The following is a 20,684-nucleotide window of genomic DNA, read 5'->3' as shown; positions in this document are numbered from 1 at the left end:
TTTCACCCCGGCCACTCCCGCGATTCCAGCCGTTCCAGCAGCACCTCGACCGCGGACCCTTCCATGCCGCGCACCCACCGCTGCGTCGACGAACCGCGCGACGACACCGTGCGCCCGCGCTCGCCGCGTTCGAGCCGTACCTCGACCTGTCCCGACGAGACGCTGACCCCGCGCAGCACTCCCGCAGCCACCATCGCGGCGAGCGGGTCGTGCAGCGCGCAGCGACGGTCGGGGAATACGCGGCCCGCGTAGAAGTCGAGGTACAACGGCAGCATCGCGGCCAACGCCTGCGGCAGAGCGCCGGGGATCGCTTCGAGGCGCACGAGGTCGGTGGCATCCAGGGTCTGCGTCATCGTGACGTCGAGGGGGACGAGCGTGGTGTCCCAGTCCTGCGCGAGAACGACGGCGGCCGCTTCGGGGTCGTTGTGGATGTTCGCCTCGGCCCACGCGGTGACGTTGCCCGAGTGGGCGAACGCGCCGCCCATGACGACGAGACGGTCGAACCGGGCGACGCCGGGGGCCTCGGCGTACGCGGCGAGGTTCGTCAGCGGCCCGAGGGCGAGCACGGTGAGATCCGGATGCCGGGTGGCCGCGTGGTCGATCAGCTCGACGGCGGCGCGGGCATCGTGCGCCCGGGCGGCGGCGGTCAGTGCGATGCCGCCGAGCCCGTCGTCGCCGTGCACGTGGGGCGCGCCACCGGCGTAGGCGCGGCCGCGGAAGTCGTGGGCGCCGATGGCCACGGGGATGTCGTTCTCGCCGGCGAGCTCGAAGAGCGAGAGGGTGTTGGCGGCGGCGCGGGCGGCATCCGTGTTGCCGGAGACCGTCGTCACCCCGACGATCTCGACGCTCGGTTCGGCCAGCAGGTACGCCAGGGCGAGGGCGTCGTCGATGCCGGTGTCGCAGTCGACGAGGATCGGGCGGCGGGTCATGCGGACGCTCCGTACGTGTCGAGGGGGCCGAGCGCCGGCTGCGAGGCCTCGTCGGCGACGGCCGCCGACCCCACCGCGCAGGCGCGCGCCAGGGCGTCGGCCTCGGAGTCTTCCCGGAGCAGCCCGACGACGAGAGCCGCGCAGAACGCATCGCCCGCGCCGACGGTGTTGCGCACGGTCGTGGCGACACCGGCGGCTGCGGCCACGAGCTCGCCGTGACGGAACAGCCGTGCGCCGTCGGCGCCGAGCGTCACGCAGAGCAGGGGAGCGTCGTGCACCTCGGGCAATTGCGCGTACTCGGTCTCGTTGACGATCACGAGGTCGCATCGCTCGAGCACTCCGGCGGGGAGCGGGCGGGCGGGGGCGGCGTTGAGGGCGAAGAAGCCGGCGGCGGCCGCGGCGGCCGAGACGACGGCATCCGACACCTCGAGCTGCATCAGCACCGCGGCGCCCGGCTCGATCCCGAGCGTCGTCGCGTCGATGGCGGCGTTCGCGCCGGCGCACACGACGATCGAGTTCTCACCCGTCGCGTCGACCACGATGAGGGCGGTGCCGGTCGCGGCCCCGGCGGTCTGCACGCCCGATGCGTCGACGCCGACCGCGGCGAGCCGATCAAGGATGCCACGACCGTCGGCGTCGTCGCCCACCGCGCCGATCAGCCGCACGGCGGCGCCCAGCCGGGCGGCCGCGACCGCCTGGTTGGCACCCTTGCCGCCGGGGCCGCGTTGCAGCACGCCGTCGGCGACCGTCTCTCCGGCAGCGGGAGCGCGCTCGACGCGGGCGGTGAGGTCGACGTTGACGGCGCCGACGACGGTGAGGGGCGGGGAGGAACCGGGGGTCACGAGAACCCACCCTCGCACGACCCGCCGACAATCGGGGTGACGCGGCCGGACGGCCTCAGTGCAACAGCAGCTTCGCCACGATCAGCAGTCCCGAGATGACCACGGATCCGATCGCGGTGAGCACCACGGCGACGGCGGGGTAGCCGCGCAGCCGCGCTCCGGCGGTGGCGACGACGACGAGGTAGGCCATGGCCACGCCGACGCCCCAGAGCAGGGCCGTCTGCAGGTCGGCCCCCGCGGCGGACAGCGCGACGACCACCAGCAGTGGCAGGAAGGTCACCGAGACCATCGGCGCACCGACCGCGAGGTGGTGCCGGACGATCTGCCACGGACGCTTCGACGACACGTCGCCCAGGGAGTACGCGAAGACGTGGGTGGCGAAGTACACGACGTTGGTGAGCGCCACCACGGCGATGACGTCGCTGAGTTCGGCGTTGCCGAGACCGATGAGAGTGGATGCCGAGACGAGGGCGCCGTAGCATCCCGCGCTGATGCGTTCGGCGGCGTCGTGTCCGAGGGCGCGGCGCGCGGGCGAGTCGTGGTGGTCGTTCATGTCGGGGGTCACCCTAGCGAGGAACGGCGGCGGAGCACCGCCGACACGATCGCGACAATCGTTCCCACCGCGACGCCGATGATCGTCTCGATCACCCGGTCGCGCAGCAGCAGGTCGGGGCCCACCGGCGACGCGAGCGACACCATGAGCAGCGCGAGCGGGGTGATGAAGATCATCGCGATGCCGTAGTTGCGGCCGACGAACAGCTCGGCCCCGGCCTGCAGGGCGACGGCGATCACGATGACGAGCCACGGCGGCAGGTGCAGGGCGAGCAATCCCGCCGCGATCAGCACGCCGAGCAGTGTGCCCACCAGTCGCTGCACCCCGCGGATGAGGCGCGCGGTCACGTGCGCCCCGCCGACGGCGGCGACGGCGCCGACCATGGCCCAGTACCAGTGGGTGCCGACCAGCAGTGCGCCGGCGATGCCCGCGAGCAGCGCGGCGACGCCGACCGTGGCGGTCATCTCCCACGCGACGGCGCCGATCGGCGGGCGCGGGCGGGCGGGACGCTGCCACGATCCGCGACGTACCACCACGGACACCGCCGAGACGAGCAGGCTCCACAGCACGCTCGCACCGCCGACGACCAGCACCGTGACGAACGTCGAGGCCGTGGCGGGGAAGCTCGCGGTCGCACCCGCGGCGAACACCGCGAACAGCGCTCCGGGCGGGTGCCACTGCTTGCGGTAGGCGAACAGCGTCACGGCCGCCGCGAGCACGGCGACGACCGCCACGCTCCCCAGCGCCGGGGTGGACAGGAACGACACGGCGGTGCCCACGAGCATCGATGCCAACAGCATGCCGCCGGCCGTCGCCTGCATGCGCAGGCGCACCCGCGGCACGTCGTTGCGGCCGTACAGCGCGGCGAAGGCGCCGAAGCTCGCGTAGACGCTGAGGTCGAGGCGACCGAGCAGCAGGAGCACCAGCAGCGGGACGCCGACGCTGATCACGGCACGCACAGCGACGCGATGATCGCCCTGTCGCGGTCCCACCCGGATGACTCCGGTCCACACGCGCCCCCGGGATTCCGCCATTGCTTCAGCCTACGCGCCGCGCAACGGGCGATCGGGGGACGGCGTCAAGGGTGTGGCATCCCTCTCACTTTCTGATGGTGTGGAGGAATGGATGCCGAACGCGAGAAGCCCCCGATCGAACCCGGCCCCGAGCCCGACACCTCGACCGCCGCCGAGGGGGAGAAGTCGGATCCCTCACTCGACGGCGAGGACCAGCCCATCGAGTGAGTCCTCGTCGTCGTTCGACGTCGAACGGTCGGCGGGCATCGCCGCCGCGCAGCCCGTAGGGTGGGAGGCCCCGACCCGAACGAGGAGAGACGTGTTCCGCACGCCCCTGACCCTGTTTCGCACGCTCGCGATCGCCGAGGCGATCTCGTGGACACTGCTGATCGCGGGACTGATCCTGCGTGCCACGGCCGATCTGCCCATCGCGGTGTCGATCGGGGGCGGCATCCACGGTTTCGTGTTCCTCGCCTACGGCGCGACCGCGGTGCTCGTCGCCCTGAACCAGCGGTGGGGCCTCGGGCCCGCGGCGGTCGCGGTCGTGAGCGCCGTCATCCCCTACGCGACGATCCCCACCGAGATCTGGCTGCAGCGCAGCGGCCGCCTGCGCGGAGCCTGGCGTCGCGACGCGGGCGACGACCAGCGGGATCGCCGGCCGATCGACCGGCTGCTGCGCTTCTTCCTGCGTCGACCCTGGGTGCTGGCGGCGGTGCTGATCGCCGTGGTCGCCGTGGTGTTCGTGGTGCTGCTGGTCGTGGGCCCCCCGGGCGGTAAGGGCTGACACTCGTCGCGTGCGCGGGGTCGTGCGACGCTCGGTCGTCCGTCGGCGACTCCTCCTGCGGCTCCCGCACTCAGCGGACGAACGTGCGGGCGCTCGCCGAGGCGACCGTGCAGGTCGTGGTGAAGGTCTCGACCGTTCCCGACAGCGCGACTCGGGCGTTGCCGACCCCCGCGGGAACGACCACCCCGTCCGACGCGAGCGGGCTGCCGACCGCGGTCGCGAAGTGGTGCACGGTGTCACCCGCGCGTCCCGAGACCGTCAGGTCGAGCTCCATCCCCAGGATCGGACCGGTACGCGAGGCCACCCTCCACTCCACGGCGACGAGCCCCGCGCCGCGCCCGGTCGTCGTGAGGGTCAGCGATCCGCATTCCTCGCCGCCCACGGCCTCGGTCGGCAGTGGCCGGTCTTCGGGGGTGTCCTGCACGCCGCAGAGGTCGAGGTCGTGCATCTCGGCGTAATCGCGGCCGTTCGGCGTCACCCGCGAGCAGTCCGCCAGCAGGGCGACCGTGTCGCTCGCGCTCAGCGGGTCGAAGCGCGCCACGGCAGAGGCCGGGGCGGGGGAGCCGGTCGCCAGCGCGGCGCTGAGGACGCTCACGGCGACCGCGTACGCGAGGCGATGGTGCATGACAGCTCCTTCCCGGGCCTGAGGACCTCCGCCGTCCGCGGCGGCCGCGCACTCACGGTTTCGTCGACACCGTCACCGTGAACTTGCGATCGCGGGCGACCTGACGCGTGGGGCCCACCAGTCGGGTCAACGCCGGTCGGTACTGCAGGGCCGAGTTCCACACCGTCCACAGCTCGCCGCCGGAGCGCAGCACCCGGGCCGCATCCGAGAACATGCGGGGGGCGACTCCCTCGTGGATGGCGGCGCCCACGTGGAACGGCGGGTTCAGCGCGATGAACGAGGCGGAGGCCTCAGGCTGCGAGCGCAGAAGGTCGTCGCGCACGACCTCGATGCGGTCGGCGACGCCGTTCGCGTCGGCCGTCGCCCGCGCCGAGGCGACGGCGATCGCCGACTGGTCGCTCGCGATCACGCGAAGCGAGGGATGCCTCACGGCGAGGGCTGCGGCGACCGCGCCGGTGCCGCAGGCCAGGTCGATGGCGTCGTCGCCGCTCGGTGCCGGAAGGTGCGCCAGCAGCAGGCGGGTGCCGATGTCGATCGAGGCGCCGGCGAAGGCACCGCCGAACGCGCGGATCTCGAAACCGTCGACCGTGGCGCGCTCGGGCTGGGGCTCGGCGCCGTCGTGGGGGCCGCGGGCGAGGAGCACACGGGACTTCTGCCGGGCGTGAGAGACGTCGACCCGATCGAAGTACTCGCGCAGCACCTCGTTCATGGTGACCGTCATGTGCTTGAGGCGGCCGCCCGCGAACACGACGACATCGGGGTGCGCGTGCAGCGCGATCAGCCCGGCGAGGTCACGGAGCTCGCGCAGCGAGCGGGGGAGGCGCAGCAGCACGACGCGCGCGTCGGCGAGCAGAGCGGCATCCCGGTCCCGCGAGATGAACGTGTCGGACAGGCCCGCGGTCTCGGCGTTCGCCGCCAGGGCCTTCTCGCCGATGACGCCGTCCTGGTGCACGCGGATGCCGCGGGCACCGGCGTCGGCCGCGGCGAGCGTGAGCGCGCCGTAGTCGTCGCCGATCACCACCAGCTGACCGTCGACGGCGGCGGCGCGGGCCTCGGCCGATTCGTCGAGGATCAGTCGATCGGCCGCGTCGGCGGCGTACAGCTCGGGCCCTTCGAGATCGGGCCAGCGGCGGAGGGTTTCGAAGGAGAAGGGCACCGTGCCACGGTACCCGCTGCTCCTGGGCTCAGGCGCGGCGGTTGGCCGCCGCCGCCGCGGAGGCCAGGTCGGCGAGCACGGGCGGCACGTCGTCGGACGGCACCACGGCCTGCACCAGCGTCAGCCCCGTCGCCGAGCGGGCGGTTGCCAGGGCCTCGGTCAGCGCGCCGACGGTGTCGACGCGCACGCCGACACTCGTGCCGGCGGGGTCCATGGCGGCGAGGAGGGCCGTCCAGTCCCACGTGGCGATGTCGTTGTACCGCTCGTGCAGCCCGTGGATCACCCGTTCGACGGTGTACCCGGCGTTGTCGACGACCACGATCACGGCGGGGATGCCCTGGCGCACGAGCGTGCCGAGCTCGCCGACCGTGAGCTGAGCGGCGCCGTCGCCGATGAGCAGCACGGAACGCCGTTCGGGGCGGGCGAGGGCCGCGCCGAGGATCGCGGGAAGGGTGAAGCCGATGGCCGCCCACAGCGGCTGTCCGCCGAAGACCACGCCGTGAGGGAGGCGTTCGCCGGCCATGCCGTAGAACGACGTGCCCTGGTCGGCGAGCACGGTGTCGCCGTCGCGCAGGAAACCGGCGATCTCGCGCCACAGCGCCGTCTGGCTCAGCGTGGCCGAGGGGTCGAGGGGCTCGCGTGCGGCCGGCACCCCGTTGACCGCGGGGGCGCGGAAGCGATCGCCCTGTGCGGCGAGGGCATCGGCGACGGCGTCGAGCGCGTCGCGCATCGCGAGCGGGCGGAAGTCGTCGTCTCCGACGCGCGTGTGCTCGCCGCGGATCTCGACCGTGCGTGCCGGATCGATGCGCTGCGAGAAGAACCCGCTGGTGAGGTCGGTGAACTGCACACCCGCCATCACGAGCAGATCGGCGGTCTCGATCCCGTCGCGCACGGCGGGGGCACTGGCTGCGCCGAGGTACGACCCCAGGTAGGCCGGAGCCGACTCGTCGACGACTCGGCGCCCCCACAGCAGCGAGGCGTGCGGCACGCCCTGCGCGAGCACGCGGTGCAGGGACGGTTCGGCCGACAGACGCGCGACGAGGATGTCGGCGAGCACCGAGACCGAGTCGGCCACCTCGAGGCGGGCACCCAGCGCATCGCGGAACCGGGCCAGCACGGCGGGGTCGGTGACGACGTCGGGGGCGGGGAGCGCGGCGGCCGGGGGAGAAGCCGGAGCCTCGCTCACATCGGCGGGGATGAGCAGATAGCCCGGCAGGCGCCGATGGCGCACCTCGGCGAGCACACGGTCGATCTGGGTCGTGGCATCGGTCGCCGACAGCACCTCGTGCGCCGCGGTGACCTCGGCGGTCATGCGGGCGAAGTGGCCGAAGTCGCCGTCGCCGAGCGAGTGGTGGCTCGCGCGTCCCGCCGCCTGGACGGCGGTGGTCGGTGCGCCGACGACGTGGAGCACGGGAACGTGCTCGGCGAAGCCGCCCGCCACCGCGCTGATGGCCGAGAGCTCACCCACGCCGAAGGTCGTGCTGAGGGCCCCGAGACCGTGCAGGCGGGCATAACCGTCGGCGGCGTATCCGGCACCGAGCTCGTTCGCGCATCCCACCCACTCGATCAGCGGATGCCGCTCGACATGGTCGAGGAACGCGAGGGTGAAGTCACCGGGAACGCCGAACAGATGACGGACGCCCGACTCGGCGAGCCGATCGAGCAGGTAGTCGGCCACCGTGTACGTCGACATCGTCGCCCGCGCTCTCTGCCGTGTGCCGTGCCGCCGAGCGGCTTACCGGGTGCCGAAGTGGAAGGGGAGAGCCAACGACGCCGAGACCAGGATGATGCCCAGGGCGAAGAACAGCGCGGGGGCTGCGAGCGAGAACGAGAGGCCGGTGAGCAGCATGCCCCCGACGAACAGGATGAGCGAGACGATGAACATGAAGATCCCTTCGGTCGGTCCAGGCTATCGCGCCGGGTCGGCCGGCGGGACCGCGACGGGGCGCGGCGCGGCGGGTCGACGGGGCATCTCGTCGAGAGCGGCGTGCGCCCAGAGGGTGCTGCCCGCGACGGCGGCGGGCATGACAGCGACGGCACCGAGGGGCACCAGGAAGCACAGCTGCGTGGCGACCCCGAAACCGAGGGCACGAGCGCGATGCGCGCGCAGGATGTCGCGGCGCGCACGGCGATCGAGACCCCGCGCCGACAGGGCGCGCGAGGTGAGCTCGTCGGCGAGCAGCCAGCCGGTCAGCACCACTCCGGTGACGAAGCCCAGGACGCCGCCGACGAAGGGGATGAGCCCGAGCAGCCAGGCCGCAGCTGCGGCGAGGACGCCCCGGGAGATCAATCGGACGCTGTCGCCCACGGCGCGCCAGAACCCGTAATCGGTGTCGGGGACGCGACCCGTATGACTGCGTTCCGTGGCGCGCCAGATGCGGTCGTAGAACGGCTCGCCGACCAGCAGCGTGACGGCGGTGAACGACACGACGACGAGCAGCAGGGCCGCGCCGAACGACGCGAGGCCCAGGGCGGTGCGGGCCGCGTCGGCCCAGAACGGTACCCAGTCGTCGGCGAACGGCGTCCAGCCCACGACGAGGCCGGGCAGAGCGAAACCCCACGCGACGAGAGCTGCGGCGAAGACCAGGCCGACCACCGTTCCCGGGATGAGTCCGAGGGCCATCGCGCCGGGCGTGCGGCGCCACTGACCGAGGCCGCGGGCCAGGAGCCCGGCGCCGGAGAGGAATTCGCGCATGCCGACGAGTGTGGCAGAACCCCCCGACATCACAGGCGACCCTTGCGCGTCCCCGCCCTTCGCGGTGCCTCCGGTCCTCCCGCGCTTCTCCGGGGCCCGGGCGCCTCGGTGGCGCTGTCGGAAGCCGCTGCCACGATGTCGGTATGCGCCTTCGCACGACGTCCACGCAGCGCACGTACCGGTACGTGCGCCTGGCGCTGATCGGCGCGACGGTCTTGCTCGCCCTCTCGGTCGGGATCGAGATCGCGGGCGGCGACCCGCTGCCGTCGATCAGCTCGGCGTACTACACGCCCGCCGGACCGGTGTTCGTCGGGGCGCTGAGCGCCATCGCCCTCGCGCTGCTGGCGCTGTCGGGGCGGAGTCTCGAGCAGGCTCTTCTCGACGTCGCCGCGGTCCTCGCCCTCGCGATCGCCTACCTGCCCACGGCGGTCGCGGGGCCCGGCTCGGGCTGCCCCGGGGCGACGGCATGCGTTCCCGATGCGGTGATGCCGACCGTGGTCAACAACGCCGTGGCCGTGGCATCCGTCGTGCTGCTCGGGGTCATCGCCGCACTGATCCTCGCCCGGGTGCAGGGCACGACGAGTCGCGGGGTGACGCTGACGGCGGCGACGGTCGCGGCGCTGGTGGTCGCCGGTGCGGTCTGGGCGGGGGTGTCGCCGACGTCGTTCTTCGTGATCGCGCACGAGGCGGCCGCCGTGGGGTTCTTCCTCCTCGTCGCCGCCGTCGCCGCCCTCGCCGCGTGGCGCCCGCATCCGCGCTCGTCGCACGGGCGGGGTGTTCGCCTCGCGTACGGCGCGGTCGCCGCGGCCATCGTTCTGACGCTGGCGGTTCTCGTGGCGGCGCTGCTCGCGGGCGTCGACACGGCGGCCGTTCCGGTGATCCTCTGGGGGGAGGCCGTCGCCGTGGGGCTGTTCGCGGTGTTCTGGCTGGTGCAGACGATCGAGCTGTGGAACGAGGTCGATCCGACGCTGGGGCCGTGACCGGGAATACGCCGCGAGCAGCGGCGTTACCTTGATACGTCGACGCTCAAGTATCAAACTTGAGTCCGTTGCACTCACGTATCAGGAGACGGAATTGCCCGAGAATGTCACCCCCGGCGCCGCAGACGACGGCGCCCAGTCGTTCGACGAGTTCCTCGCGCGCTACCTGGCGGGCGAGCAGGCGCGTGCCGAACGCTCGATCGATCTGAGCCGCTTCCTCAGCGCCCGCACCCAGGACGCGCTGCAGGCCGCCGGCCGCTTCGCGCTCGGCCGCGGCCAGCGCGAGCTCGACGCCCTGCACGTGCTGCACGTCCTCGTGGGACGATCCCCCGCGAACGACGCCGTCGCGCGCCTGGGAGCCGACCCCGCCGCCATCGCCCGAGCGGCCGAGAGCCGTCTGCCCGCGGCCGGTCCCGCCGCCGACGTCGACGGGGCGGTCGTCGCGGGTTCGGTGCAGCGCGCGTTGTTCCACGCCTTCCAGGTCGCTCGCGCGGCCGGATCGACGTACGTCGACCCCGACCACCTCTTCTTCGCCCTCGTCCTCGCGCAAGACGCCCCCGCCGGGCAGATCCTGGCCCAGGCCGGAGTCACCGCCGAAGCCCTGACCCAGGGCGTGCGCGAGACCGTCGTCGGCGCCGACGAGGTCGACGCGCCCGCCGAGTCGGCATCCGTCACCCCGAACCTCGACCGCTTCGGCACCGATCTCACGGCGCGCGCGGCCGCGGGCGCACTCGACCCCGTGATCGGGCGCTCCGACGAGATCGAGCAGACCCTCGAGATCCTCAGCCGTCGCACGAAGAACAACCCCGTGCTCATCGGCGAGGCCGGCGTCGGAAAGACCGCCGTCGTCGAGGGACTCGCGCGGGCGATCGTCGCCGGCGACGTGCCCGAGCAGCTGCGCGACACGCGCGTGGTCTCGATCGACCTCGCCGCCATGCTCGCCGGAGCGCGGTACCGCGGCGACTTCGAAGAGCGCCTCACCCAGACGCTCGACGAGATCGCGGCATCCGACAAGCTCGTGGTCTTCATCGACGAGGTGCACACGCTCGTCGGTGCGGGCGGCAGCGGCGACGGGTCGATGGATGCCGGCAACATCCTCAAGCCCCGCCTGGCCCGCGGCGACGTGCACCTGATCGGCGCCACCACCCTGCGCGAGTACCGCACGATCGAGAAGGACCCCGCGCTCGAGCGCCGCCTGCAGCCCGTGCGCGTAGGGGAGCCGTCGATCCCGGATGCCGTGGAGATCCTGCACGGGCTCCGCGCGGCCTACGAGCAGCACCACGCCGTGTCCTACACCGACGACGCCCTCCGGGCCGCCGTCGAGTTGAGCGACCGGTACCTGCCCGACCGCGTGCTGCCCGACAAGGCGATCGACCTCATCGACCAGGCGGGCGCCCGCCTGCGGCTGAAGCTGGGCGTGCGCGTCGACACCACGGATCTGCTCGCCCGACTCGCGACCCTCGAGGCCGACAAGAACGCCGCCGTGTCGGCCGAGCACTACGAGGAAGCCTCCCGTCTGCGAGACGAGATGGCCGACGTGCAGGCGCGGCTCGACGCGGCCACCACCCGGCCGCGATCGGCTGCGGTGGTCGACGAGCCCGAGATCGCCGCGGTGATCAGCCGGTCCACCGGGATTCCGGTCGCTCGCCTGACGGCCACCGAGCGCGGCCGCCTGTCGCAATTGGAGGACGAACTGCACGCCCGGGTCATCGGGCAGGACGATGCCGTCGCGGCCGTCGCCAAGGCCGTGCGCCGCAACCGCACGGGCATGGGGGATGAGAGCCGTCCCGTCGGATCGTTCCTGTTCCTCGGCCCCACCGGCGTCGGGAAGACCGAACTGGCGAAGGCGCTGGCGGGCTCGCTCTTCGACGACGACGCCGCCGTGATCCGCTTCGACATGAGCGAGTTCGGCGAACGTCACACGGTGTCGCGGCTGATCGGTGCCCCTCCCGGATACGTCGGCTACGACGAGGCCGGCCAGCTCACCGAGCGCGTGCGTCACGCTCCCTACTCGGTGGTGCTGTTCGACGAGATCGAGAAGGCCCACCCCGACGTCTTCACCCTGCTGCTGCAGGTGCTCGACGACGGTCGTCTCACCGACGGCCAGGGGCGCACGGTCGACTTCCGCAACACCGTGATCGTGATGACCTCCAACCTGGGCGCCGAGGTGCTGGCATCCCGTTCCGGGGCGATCGGTTTCACCACGACCGGCCGCGAGTTCGCCGACGACGATCTGCGCGATCGCGTGATGGGAAAGCTCCGCGAGGCCATGCGGCCCGAGTTCCTCAACCGCATCGACGACATCGTGCTGTTCCGCAAGCTCGAGAAGGCGCAGCTGCGCCGGATCGTGCGCCTGCTGCTGGACGCGACCTCGCGGCGACTCTCGGCACGGGGCGTCGCGCTCGACGTCACCGACGCGGCCGTCGACCGGCTGGCCGAGGTGGGCTACGAGCCCGAGTACGGTGCCCGGCCCCTGCGCCGCGTCATCCAGCGCGAGGTCGACGATCGCGTCGCCGACCTGTTCGTGTCGGGAGAGCTGGTCGACGGCGGAGCGGTGACGGTGGATGCCACCCCCACGGGCTTCGTGGTCGGGGCCGCCGCACAGGCGCTCGCGGCGTAAGACAGGACGAACGCCCCGGGACGTCGGTCCCGGGGCGTTCGTCGTCCGTGCGTGCGCCGCAAGGGTGGTCCCTCGGATGGCCCGGCCCGTGAAGGACCCAGCCGGATCGGCACGACGCGCGCCACCCCCTCGCCCGATGTCGGAGGGGCCCGGCAGAGTAGACGCATGAGTCGTATCGGCACGATCTTCAGCCCGTACCCGCACCCGCCCGAGAAACTGCGTGACGCTGCGCGCGCGGCCGAAGACGCGGGGATCGACGAGCTGTGGCTCTGGGAGGACTGCTTCCGCTCGTCGGCGTGGGCGGCCGCCGCCGCGGCGCTCGCCGTCACCGACCACCTGCGCATCGGCATCGGGATCGCCCCCCTGCCGTTGCGCAACGTCGCCGCCTCGGCGATGGAGGTCGCCACGATCGAGCGCATGTTCCCCGGGCGACTGCTGCCCGGCTTCGGCCACGGGGTGCAGGACTGGATGCGACAGGTCGGGGCGAAGGCCGCCTCGCCCCTGACGCTCATGCAGGAGCACCTGCCGGCCCTGCGGTCTCTGCTGGCGGGCGAGACGGTGAGCACCGAGGGACGCTACGTGAAGCTGCGCGACGTCGCTCTCGACTGGCCGCCCGCTCAGGCGCCGCTCGTGTACGCCGCGGCCGAGGGGCCCAAGACACTGGCGCTCGCGGGTGCCGTGGCCGACGGGGTGGTGCTCGACAGCAGGCACACCGTCGCCGAAATCGCCTCCGCGGTCGCGACCGTGCAGGCAGGGCGGGCCGAGGCCGGCCGCGAGGGTCGGGCCGACATCGTGGCCTACGTGCTCACCGCCTTCGGTCCCGACGCCCGCGCTCGTGCCACCGCGGTGCTCGCCGATCGCGACGATGCCGCCGACCGGGTCCTCGCCGGCTCGGTGTCGGAGGTCGCCGAGGGGGTCGCGCGCTTCCAGGCGGCCGGCGTCGACGACGTCGTGCTCCTGCCGACCGACGACGTCGACCTGGCGGCGTTCTTCTCGGCGGTGGGCCAGGCCGCGGTGGCCGTCCCCCGCGCCGGAGGCGTCTCGTGACGCGGGGTGCCGTCTCTCTCGGTCTCGCCGGCTCGCTGGGCCCCGAGGCCATCGCCGAGATCGCGCCTGCGGTCGAGAGCGCCGGCTTCGACACGCTCTGGATCAACGACACCCCCGACGGCGATGCCCTCGCCGCCCTCGCGGCCGCGGCCCGCGTGACCGAACGCCTGCGTCTGGCCACGGGCGTCGTTCCCGTCGACCGGCGCCCCGCCGACGAGATCGCCGCCGCGGTGGCATCGCTCGGTCTTCCGCTGGACCGCCTGACCCTCGGCATCGGCTCGGGAATGGCGAAGCAGGGCGCGCTCGCGCGGGTGCGCGGGGCCATCGAGGTGCTGCACGCCGCGGGTATCCCACGGGTGCTCGTCGGGGCGCTGGGCCCGAAAATGCGTCGCACGGGCGCCGAGCACGCCGAGGGCGTGCTGCTGAACTGGGTGCCGCCCGCCGAGGCGCACGCGCAGTCCGAGGCGCTGCACGCGGTCGCTCCCTCCGCGCACGTCGCGGTCTACGTGCGCACGGCGATCGACTCGGCCGCGCGCGAGCGTCTCGACGCCGAGACGGCCCGTTACGCCTCGTTCCCGAACTACGCGGCCAACTTCGCACGGATGGGGGTGGATGCCGTCGACACGACGATCCGCGATGCCACCGAGCTGGGTGACGCGCTCGCGGCGTACACGGCGGCCGCCGACGAGGTCGTGCTGCGCGCGATCGTGCCCGAAGACACCGTCGAGGCGTACGTCGACTTCGCCCGGCGCGTGGCTCCCGCGCCCGGCTGAGCGATCCGGCGCGCCGGAGGGCGGGCAGGTGCCACCGCGTGTTGCCGGCGGGCGCCGCCGCCACGGTGCGTACTTCGGCTGTCGCACCGGACCGTGCGGGAGGGGCACCTTCCGGGCTCCCGAACGGAAACAGTCCGTCACGGAATTTCTCGCGACGGGCGCGGCGTTGTGAGACTGATGATGATGTCCTCCTCGCACCCCACCGCCTCGAACGACACGGCTCCGGCCGCCCACGCCCAGTGGATCGCCGCGCGCCACGCCGCCGTCACCGCCCCGCAGGGGCCGCTCGCTCTCGTCCTGACCCACTGGTCGCCCGCCGGCGCCCCGGCCGTCGACGACGCCGCCGCCCGCGAGGGTCATCCCGACGACGCGCTGCTCACCCGCCTGCAGCGGGCCGACATCGACTCGGGCGAGACGCAGCAGGGGTACCGCATCTGGCGGCGCGATTCCCCCGCCAACCAGGCGTTCGAGGCGATCGAGACCTACGACTACGACCCGTCGTGGGTTCTGCGGGGACGCTTCGAGCTCGTCGACGAAGAGCGCGTGGTTCCGTTCGAGCACATTCGCGACGACGGTGCGACGCGCGCCCTCCCCGTCTCGGGCGACCTGGTCTTCGAGGTCGACGGTCGCGAGTTCCGCCTGGCCGCCTTCGACACGACCTACGCGGGCACGGCCAAGCTGCAGCTGGTCTTCGGCGACACGACCAATGGGGTGGAGAGCTACGGCGCCGGGCGTTTCCTCTTCCTCGACCGCCCGGCATCCGACCGTCCCCTGGCCGCGGGGGAGAGCGTCGAGCTCGACGTCGACTTCAACCGCGCCATCGTCCCGCCGTGCGGCTTCTCCAGCCAGATGAACTGCCCGCTTCCGCCCGCGCAGAACCGTCTGCCGTTCCCCGTTCGCGCGGGCGAGAAGCGCGTGCGCTTCGAGGGCGACTTCCACCCCTGACCCGATCCGGATGCCGCCAGCCCCTGGCATCGCTCACCCCGCTCCACCCGCGCCCACAGCACTCGGCGCGTCCCCGCCCCTCACCACCTGAAGGAATCGACGTGTCCTCACGCTTCCGCTCCACCCGCCTCGGCGCCGCCATCGCGGTCGCCACCGCCGGACTGCTCGTGCTCGCCGGATGCGCCGCCGGAGGCGGCTCCGCCTCGGGCGACGGCTCCGCCTCGGGCGGTGCGTCCGACCCGCAGGCCGAGATCGTCGTCGGCTCGCAGAACGAGCCCACCAACCTCGACCAGATCTTCGGCGGGTCGTCGGGCGTCACCGAGGTGTTCACCGGCAACGTCTACGAGGGCCTCTTCAAGATCACCGACGACGCCGAGGTCGAGCCCCTGCTCGCGGCCGAGACCGCGGTGTCGGATGACGGCTTGACGTACACGTTCACGCTGCGCGACGCCACCTTCCACTCGGGCAAGGCCCTCACCGCCGCCGACGTGGTCTACAGCCTCGAGCGCTTCATCGGCGACGAGTCCATCGCCGCGCGCAAGCGTCAGCTGAGCGTCATCGACACCGCGACCGCGGTGGACGATTCGACGGTCGAGGTGACGCTGAAGCAGCCGTCGATCAGCTTCACCTACAACCTCGGCTACGTCTGGATCGTCAACTCCGAGGCGGGCGACCTCACCGCCACCGCCGACGGCACCGGGCCCTACGAGCTGGCCGACTACCGCAAGGGCGACTCGATCAGCCTCGACGTGTTCCCCGACTACTGGGCGGACGCGCCCGCCAACGGAGGCGTCGTCTACCAGTACTACGCCGACCCCACCGCGCTGAACAACGCGCTGCTCACCGGCGCCGTCGACCTCGTCACGAGCCAGGCCAACCCCGACAGCCTGGCCGAGTTCGAGGCGGCGGGCTTCCAGATCATCGAGGGCACCTCCACCACCAAGGAGCTGCTCGCCTTCAACGACCGCATCGAGCCGTTCAACGACGTGAAGGTGCGCAAGGCGATCTACTCGGCGATCGACCGACAGAAGCTGCTGGATGCCATCTGGGACGGCCGCGGCCAGCTCATCGGGTCGATGGTCCCGCCGTCGGAGCCGTGGTACATCGACCTCGCCGACAACAACCCCTACGACCCGGCCCTCAGCGCGCAGCTGCTGACCGAGGCGGGGTACGCGGGCGGGTTCACGTTCTCGATCAAGACGCCCGACTCGGGCGTGCACTCCACGGTCGCCGAGTTCCTGAAGTCGGAGCTGGCCAAGGTCGGCATCACGGTCGACATCGAGATCATCACCGACGACCAGTGGTACCAGCAGGTCTACACCGACAAGGACTTCCAGGCGACGCTGCAGGGCCACGTCAACGACCGCGACATCAACTTCTACGGCAACCCCGACTTCTACTGGGGCTACGACAACGCCGATGTGCAGCGGTGGCTGGCGGAGTCCGAGGCGGCCGGCAGCGTCGAGGAGCAGACCGCGCTCATCCGTCAGGTCAACCAGCAGATCTCCGACGACGCCGCGAGCGTCTGGCTGTACCTCAACCCGCAGCTGCGCGTGGCCGCGCCCGGCGTGACGGGCGTGCCCGAGAACGGCCTGAACTCGCTGTTCTACGTCTACGGCATCCAGAAGGCCTGATCATCGGGCGATATCTGATTCGACGGACAGGATTGCTGCTGCTGGCGTTCGCGCTGGCCGTGGTGATCCTGTTCGTCGTGCTGCGTGTGCTCGGCAATCCCGTCTTCGCTCTCATCTCGGTGGGGGCGACGGATGCCGAGATCCAGGCGGCGGCAGCTCGGTTGGGCGTCGACCGGCCGATCTGGGTGCAGTTCGTCGACTACGTCGGCCAGCTCGCGACACTCGATCTGGGGCAGAGCTTCACCAACCGACTGTCGGTGGGAGACGAGATCCTCCGCCGACTGAACGTCACCCTGCCGTTGACGCTGCTGTCGTTCGCGCTGTCGGTCATCATCGCGGTACCGGTCGGGTTCCTCGCGGCGTGGAAGTCGCGCACCTGGTACGGCACCACGTTCTCGGCGTTGTCGCAGCTGGGCGGAGCCGTCCCGGTCTTCTGGGTCGGCATCCTGCTCGTGGGCGTGCTCTCGCTGAACTGGCGGCTGTTCCCCGCCGGTGGCTTCCCCCGTCGCGACTGGGAGGATCCGGGCGCCGCTCTGTTCGCCCTGACCCTCCCCGTGCTGACCATCGCCATCGTCGCCGGCAGCGACCTGGCCCGCTACGTGCGCAGCGCGACGCTCGACGTGCTCGGCCAGCAGTACCTGCGCGCCGCCCGGGCTACGGGGCAGAGCTTCTCGACGGCGCTGTGGCGACACGGCATCCGCAACGGGGTCGTGCCGGTGATCTCGATCCTCGCCATCCAACTGTCGACGACGTTCGTCGGCGCGGTCATCATCGAGCGCGTGTTCGCCCTCCCCGGACTCGGGGACATGCTCCTCGTCGCCATTCGCGAGCAGGACTTCCCCAGCGTGCAGGGAGTGATCCTGTTCTCGACCGCCCTCGTGCTGCTGCTGGGCTTCGTCGCCGACGTCGCTCAACGTCTCATCGACCCGCGCCTGCGGGGGACGCTGTCGGGCAACCGCCGGGCGAAGGCCGTCGCATGAGCGCCGTTCCCCCCGTCGTCATCGTGGCGCAGCGCCCCGCCCCCCGGCGTCGCCGCTCGCTGAACCTGACCATCGGCGCCGTCTTGTTCGGCGCGATCGCGGTCATCGCGATCGTCTCGTCGTTCTGGACCCCGTTCGCCCCCGAAGACACCGGCGGTGGCCGTCTGCTCCCACCCGGGGCGGAGCACTGGGCGGGCACCGACCGGCTCGGTCGCGACCTCTTCTCTCAGCTGATGATCGGGGCGCGCCTGGCGATGCTCGTGGGCGTCGGGTCCGTCGTGATCGCCGCGGTCGTCGGTATCGTCGTCGGCCTCGTCGCCGCGGTGACAGGTCGCGTGATCGACGACGCGATCTCGAGCCTTCTCGACATCGCGATCGCCTTCCCCACGCTGCTGCTGGCCATGCTCATCGTCGCGTGGCGCGGAGCGTCGGTGGAGTCGGCGATCCTCGCGATCGGCCTCGCCGGATCCGCCGTGATCGCGCGGCTGACCCGCGTCACGGCCGTTCGGGTGCTCGGGCGGGATTTCGTCACGGCCGCCCGCACGTCCGGCACCGGCACCTTCGGCATCGTCTGGCGGCACGTGCTTCCGAACGTCTGGCCGACGCTGATCGTGCCGCTGGCCCTCCAGTTCGGCGGCGCCGTGATCGCCGAGGCGTCCCTGTCGTACCTCGGCCTGGGCTCGCCGCCGCCGAACGCGTCCTGGGGCCGCATGCTGCAGGAGGCCCAGAGCACCGTGACGATCGCTCCGACGGCGGCGCTGCTCCCCGGCATCCTGCTCGTCGCCACGATCGTCGGCATCAACCTGCTCGCCGACGGCGTGCGCGATGTCGCCGACCCCGCCTCGAGGAGCATCCGATGACCGCGCCCCTGCTCGAGTTCGATGACCTCGGCGTCGATCTCGACGACCGCGCCCTCGTCGAATCCGTCTCGCTCTCGGTCGCCCCGGGCGAGCGGGTCGGCATCATCGGCGAGTCCGGGTCGGGCAAGTCGCTCACCGCCCTCGCCGCGCTGGGCCTGCTCGCCCATCCGCTCCGTGCCCGCGGAGCGGTTCGCGTCCGCTCGTCGGAGGGCGTCGTGGATGCCGTGACGGCATCGCAGCGCACGCTCGACGGCGTCCGGGGCACGGTCCTCGGCGCGGTGTTCCAGGAGCCGTTGGCCTCGCTCGATCCGCTCATGCGCGTGGGCGGACAGCTCGCCTGGCCCCTGCGCCGGCACCGGGGACTGCGCGGCGATGAGCTGAAGCGCGCCGTCCTCGACGCGCTCGCCGACGTGAAGCTCGCCGAGCCCGAGCGCGTCGCGCGGTCGTACATCCACGAGATCTCGGGCGGCCAACGCCAGCGCGTCGCGATCGCCCTCGCCCTGGCGGGCTCTCCCGACCTGCTCATCGCCGACGAGCCGACGACCGCCCTCGACGTGACGGTGCAGGCCGGCGTCCTCGATCTGCTGCAGCGCGAGGTCACCGAACGCGGCATGGCGCTGTTGTTCATCAGCCACGACCTCCCCGTGGTCACCAGGATGACCGACCGGGTGCTCGTGATGAAGGGCGGGCGACAGATCGAGGTCGCCGACACCGCGACGCTCGTCTCGGCGCCGGTCGAGCCGTACACGCGCGAGCTCGTCGCCGCATCCCGCGCCCTCGACGATCTGCTGCCGAAGGAGACGCGATGACGGTCCCGATCCTGTCGCTCGATCACGTCGACTTCGCGTACCGGGCCGACCGCCCCGTGCTGACAGACGTGTCGCTGGCGATCGCCCCCGGCGAGAGCGTCGGCCTGGTGGGGGAGTCGGGAGCCGGCAAATCGTCGCTCCTGCAGCTCGCGCTCGGACTCCGCGCGCCCACGAGAGGCACCGTCCACTTCGAGGGCGCGCCGCTGCCCGCTCGCCGCGTGGCGCTGCGGGCCTTCCGCCGGGCCGTGCAACCGATCTACCAAGACCCCTTCTCGTCGCTCGACCCGCGCATGAAGGTCGGCGACGCCATCGCCGAACCGCTGCGATCGCTGGGCATCGAGGGCGACCGGCGCGCCCGGGTGGCGGGCCTGCTCGCCGACGTGGGTCTGCCCGCCGACGCGGCCGAGCGCTACCCCGACGCGTTCTCGGGCGGCCAGCGGCAGCGGATCGCCATCGCCCGCGCGCTCGCCCCGTCGCCGCGGTTGCTGCTGGCCGACGAGCCCGTCAGCGCCCTCGACACCAGCGTGCGCATGCAGGTGATCGACCTGCTCCGCTCGCTCGCCCGCGAGCGCGGCATCGGCATGCTGCTCGTCTCGCACGACCTCACGATCGTGTCGGCCCTGTGCGCGCGGATCGCCGTGCTCGAGGGCGGCCGGATCGTCGAGGTGGGCGAGACGGCCGAGGTGCTCTCGCGCCCTCAGCATCCCTACACGGCCCGACTGCTGGCCTCGGTACCGAGGCTTCCCCTCTGAGCTGAACGGCCCGGGGCGGCGGCGTCGGGCGCGCGGGGCGTACGGCGACGGGCGTCACGGCGACAGGGCGGCCGTCACCGCCGGTCGGCGAACGGGGCCAGTACGGCGGCGATGATCCGCCGCGCGCGGTCGCGCGCCATGCGGTCATCCCCCTCCGCGCCCCGCGCGACGGCGATGCCGTCGAGGGTGGCGAGCAGGAGTGCGGCGTCGTCGGGCGTGATGCCGGCGTCGGGATAGGCCTCCGTCAACAGGGTCTGGACGAAACCCTCGGCCGCTCGCCAGCCCTGCACGTGGATGTCGCGCACCCGGGGGTCCGTTCCGGCGCGCGAGGCGAAGGCCGTCCAGACGATGGCGTCGCGCGGACCGGCGTCGCCGAGGCAGGCCAGCTCCTCGCACACGGTGGAGAGGCGTTCCCGCGCGGTGGCAGCCTCGGCCAGTGCGGAGCGGATACGCGCGCGGAACAGGGCGTTCACGGCACCCATCGCCCCGATGATCAGCGCGGCGCGCGTGGGGAAGTGGTGCTGCACCGCCCCGACCGAGACGCCCGCCTCGGCGGCGACCTTGCGCACGCTCAGGTCGTCGGCCCCGCCCGTCGAGAGCACGCGCAGCACCGCCTCGGCGATGGCGTCTTTTCCTCCGCGCGCAGAAGAGGGGGCTGATTCGTCCACCGTCGTAGGCTACGGTGAA

At 72.4% G+C, this 20,684-nt stretch carries 21 protein-coding genes; 11 read left to right on the top strand and 10 right to left on the bottom strand.

Annotated features, from left to right (window positions below; all coding sequences use genetic code 11):
- Positions 1–2: 2 nt before the first annotated feature.
- From IFU19_RS11380 to IFU19_RS11365, 4 genes are read right to left on the bottom strand one after another with little or no spacing between them, the layout of a single operon-like run.
- Entirely contained in the window at positions 3–929 is a 927-nt protein-coding gene (locus IFU19_RS11380; protein ID WP_191926725.1) for a nucleoside hydrolase, read from the bottom strand.
- On the bottom strand, positions 926–1,771 hold the full coding sequence (locus IFU19_RS11375; protein WP_342343409.1) for a PfkB family carbohydrate kinase: 846 nt from the start codon (positions 1,769–1,771) through the stop codon (positions 926–928). The genes IFU19_RS11380 and IFU19_RS11375 overlap by 4 nt, the downstream gene beginning before the upstream one ends.
- Positions 1,772–1,826: 55 nt before the next feature.
- Entirely contained in the window at positions 1,827–2,324 is a 498-nt protein-coding gene (locus IFU19_RS11370) for a hypothetical protein (RefSeq protein WP_156458777.1), read from the bottom strand.
- An 8-nt stretch (positions 2,325–2,332) separates the two neighbouring features.
- Positions 2,333–3,358: an FUSC family protein gene (locus IFU19_RS11365; RefSeq protein ID WP_055839840.1), complete on the bottom strand. Its 1,026-nt coding sequence runs from the start codon at positions 3,356–3,358 to the stop codon at positions 2,333–2,335.
- Between the two features lie 298 nt (positions 3,359–3,656).
- On the opposite strand from IFU19_RS11365, the gene IFU19_RS11360 reads away from it, so the two are divergent.
- Complete coding sequence (locus IFU19_RS11360) at positions 3,657–4,121, top strand: DUF3817 domain-containing protein (protein WP_192013886.1); 465 nt, start codon at positions 3,657–3,659, stop codon at positions 4,119–4,121.
- Between the two features lie 70 nt (positions 4,122–4,191).
- Here the strand turns inward: IFU19_RS11360 and IFU19_RS11355 are convergent, their stop codons facing one another.
- From IFU19_RS11355 to IFU19_RS11335, 5 genes are read right to left on the bottom strand one after another with little or no spacing between them, the layout of a single operon-like run.
- On the bottom strand, positions 4,192–4,746 hold the full coding sequence (locus tag IFU19_RS11355; protein ID WP_191915684.1) for a hypothetical protein: 555 nt from the start codon (positions 4,744–4,746) through the stop codon (positions 4,192–4,194).
- 52 nt (positions 4,747–4,798) lie between these two features.
- Positions 4,799–5,902, bottom strand: coding sequence for a class I SAM-dependent methyltransferase (locus IFU19_RS11350; protein WP_055937930.1), 1,104 nt, complete (start codon positions 5,900–5,902; stop codon positions 4,799–4,801).
- A gap of 28 nt (positions 5,903–5,930) precedes the next feature.
- Positions 5,931–7,595, bottom strand: a complete 1,665-nt coding sequence (locus tag IFU19_RS11345) for an alpha-keto acid decarboxylase family protein (RefSeq protein ID WP_191915685.1) — start codon at positions 7,593–7,595, stop codon at positions 5,931–5,933.
- Between the two features lie 42 nt (positions 7,596–7,637).
- A complete protein-coding gene (locus IFU19_RS11340) occupies positions 7,638–7,787 on the bottom strand; it encodes a hypothetical protein (RefSeq protein WP_013585971.1) in 150 nt (49 codons plus the stop codon).
- Between the two features lie 24 nt (positions 7,788–7,811).
- Positions 7,812–8,597, bottom strand: a complete 786-nt coding sequence (locus tag IFU19_RS11335; protein ID WP_055839935.1) for an EI24 domain-containing protein — start codon at positions 8,595–8,597, stop codon at positions 7,812–7,814.
- Positions 8,598–8,740: 143 nt separating this feature from the next.
- Between IFU19_RS11335 and IFU19_RS11330 the strand changes: the two genes are divergently transcribed.
- The 10 genes from IFU19_RS11330 to IFU19_RS11285 all read left to right on the top strand — a co-directional run bounded on the left by IFU19_RS11330 (position 8,741) and on the right by IFU19_RS11285 (position 19,997).
- Positions 8,741–9,577, top strand: a complete 837-nt coding sequence (locus IFU19_RS11330; protein ID WP_192013884.1) for a hypothetical protein — start codon at positions 8,741–8,743, stop codon at positions 9,575–9,577.
- Between the two features lie 94 nt (positions 9,578–9,671).
- On the top strand, positions 9,672–12,197 hold the full coding sequence (locus IFU19_RS11325; protein ID WP_191915687.1) for an ATP-dependent Clp protease ATP-binding subunit: 2,526 nt from the start codon (positions 9,672–9,674) through the stop codon (positions 12,195–12,197).
- Positions 12,198–12,362: 165 nt separating this feature from the next.
- The gene (locus tag IFU19_RS11320) at positions 12,363–13,244 is read left to right on the top strand and encodes an LLM class flavin-dependent oxidoreductase (protein WP_192013882.1); all 882 of its coding nucleotides are present in this window, start codon (positions 12,363–12,365) and stop codon (positions 13,242–13,244) included.
- Entirely contained in the window at positions 13,241–14,017 is a 777-nt protein-coding gene (locus IFU19_RS11315) for an LLM class flavin-dependent oxidoreductase (protein ID WP_191915688.1), read from the top strand. The genes IFU19_RS11320 and IFU19_RS11315 overlap by 4 nt, the downstream gene beginning before the upstream one ends.
- A 183-nt stretch (positions 14,018–14,200) precedes the next feature.
- Positions 14,201–14,962, top strand: coding sequence for a DUF1684 domain-containing protein (locus IFU19_RS11310; protein ID WP_249405444.1), 762 nt, complete (start codon positions 14,201–14,203; stop codon positions 14,960–14,962).
- Positions 14,963–15,063: 101 nt separating this feature from the next.
- The gene (locus tag IFU19_RS11305; RefSeq protein ID WP_192013878.1) at positions 15,064–16,596 is read left to right on the top strand and encodes an ABC transporter substrate-binding protein; all 1,533 of its coding nucleotides are present in this window, start codon (positions 15,064–15,066) and stop codon (positions 16,594–16,596) included.
- Between the two features lie 32 nt (positions 16,597–16,628).
- Complete coding sequence (locus IFU19_RS11300; RefSeq protein WP_249405443.1) at positions 16,629–17,576, top strand: ABC transporter permease; 948 nt, start codon at positions 16,629–16,631, stop codon at positions 17,574–17,576.
- Positions 17,573–18,436 carry an ABC transporter permease gene (locus IFU19_RS11295; RefSeq protein WP_055937913.1) on the top strand — a complete coding sequence of 288 codons (864 nt, stop codon included), beginning with the start codon at positions 17,573–17,575 and terminating at the stop codon, positions 18,434–18,436. The genes IFU19_RS11300 and IFU19_RS11295 overlap by 4 nt, the downstream gene beginning before the upstream one ends.
- Positions 18,433–19,245 carry an ATP-binding cassette domain-containing protein gene (locus IFU19_RS11290; protein WP_192013877.1) on the top strand — a complete coding sequence of 271 codons (813 nt, stop codon included), beginning with the start codon at positions 18,433–18,435 and terminating at the stop codon, positions 19,243–19,245. Before IFU19_RS11295 ends, IFU19_RS11290 begins: the two co-directional genes overlap by 4 nt.
- On the top strand, positions 19,242–19,997 hold the full coding sequence (locus IFU19_RS11285) for an ABC transporter ATP-binding protein (RefSeq protein ID WP_192013875.1): 756 nt from the start codon (positions 19,242–19,244) through the stop codon (positions 19,995–19,997). Before IFU19_RS11290 ends, IFU19_RS11285 begins: the two co-directional genes overlap by 4 nt.
- 74 nt (positions 19,998–20,071) lie before the next feature.
- On the opposite strand, the gene IFU19_RS11280 is transcribed toward IFU19_RS11285, so the two are convergent.
- On the bottom strand, positions 20,072–20,665 hold the full coding sequence (locus IFU19_RS11280) for a TetR family transcriptional regulator C-terminal domain-containing protein (protein ID WP_192013873.1): 594 nt from the start codon (positions 20,663–20,665) through the stop codon (positions 20,072–20,074).
- Positions 20,666–20,684 lie beyond the last annotated feature (19 nt).

Source organism: Microbacterium sp. CFBP 8794, from assembly GCF_014841235.1.
Lineage (GTDB): Bacteria > Actinomycetota > Actinomycetes > Actinomycetales > Microbacteriaceae > Microbacterium.
Note: the sequence above shows the minus strand (reverse complement) of the source record. Positions and strands in the feature narration are given on the sequence as shown.

What these genes read in the sequence shown, in the direction of transcription:
- IFU19_RS11380 (WP_191926725.1), bottom strand. Translation starts at nt 929, where the DNA reads ATGACCCGCCGCCCGATCCTCGTCGACTGCGACACCGGCATCGACGAC.
- IFU19_RS11370 (WP_156458777.1), bottom strand. Translation starts at nt 2,324, where the DNA reads ATGAACGACCACCACGACTCGCCCGCGCGCCGCGCCCTCGGACACGAC.
- IFU19_RS11365 (WP_055839840.1), bottom strand. Translation starts at nt 3,358, where the DNA reads ATGGCGGAATCCCGGGGGCGCGTGTGGACCGGAGTCATCCGGGTGGGA.
- IFU19_RS11355 (WP_191915684.1), bottom strand. Translation starts at nt 4,746, where the DNA reads ATGCACCATCGCCTCGCGTACGCGGTCGCCGTGAGCGTCCTCAGCGCC.
- IFU19_RS11345 (WP_191915685.1), bottom strand. Translation starts at nt 7,595, where the DNA reads ATGTCGACGTACACGGTGGCCGACTACCTGCTCGATCGGCTCGCCGAG.
- IFU19_RS11340 (WP_013585971.1), bottom strand. Translation starts at nt 7,787, where the DNA reads ATGTTCATCGTCTCGCTCATCCTGTTCGTCGGGGGCATGCTGCTCACC.
- IFU19_RS11335 (WP_055839935.1), bottom strand. Translation starts at nt 8,597, where the DNA reads ATGCGCGAATTCCTCTCCGGCGCCGGGCTCCTGGCCCGCGGCCTCGGT.
- IFU19_RS11330 (WP_192013884.1), top strand. Translation starts at nt 8,741, where the DNA reads ATGCGCCTTCGCACGACGTCCACGCAGCGCACGTACCGGTACGTGCGC.
- IFU19_RS11320 (WP_192013882.1), top strand. Translation starts at nt 12,363, where the DNA reads ATGAGTCGTATCGGCACGATCTTCAGCCCGTACCCGCACCCGCCCGAG.
- IFU19_RS11310 (WP_249405444.1), top strand. Translation starts at nt 14,201, where the DNA reads ATGTCCTCCTCGCACCCCACCGCCTCGAACGACACGGCTCCGGCCGCC.
- IFU19_RS11295 (WP_055937913.1), top strand. Translation starts at nt 17,573, where the DNA reads ATGAGCGCCGTTCCCCCCGTCGTCATCGTGGCGCAGCGCCCCGCCCCC.
- IFU19_RS11290 (WP_192013877.1), top strand. Translation starts at nt 18,433, where the DNA reads ATGACCGCGCCCCTGCTCGAGTTCGATGACCTCGGCGTCGATCTCGAC.
- IFU19_RS11285 (WP_192013875.1), top strand. Translation starts at nt 19,242, where the DNA reads ATGACGGTCCCGATCCTGTCGCTCGATCACGTCGACTTCGCGTACCGG.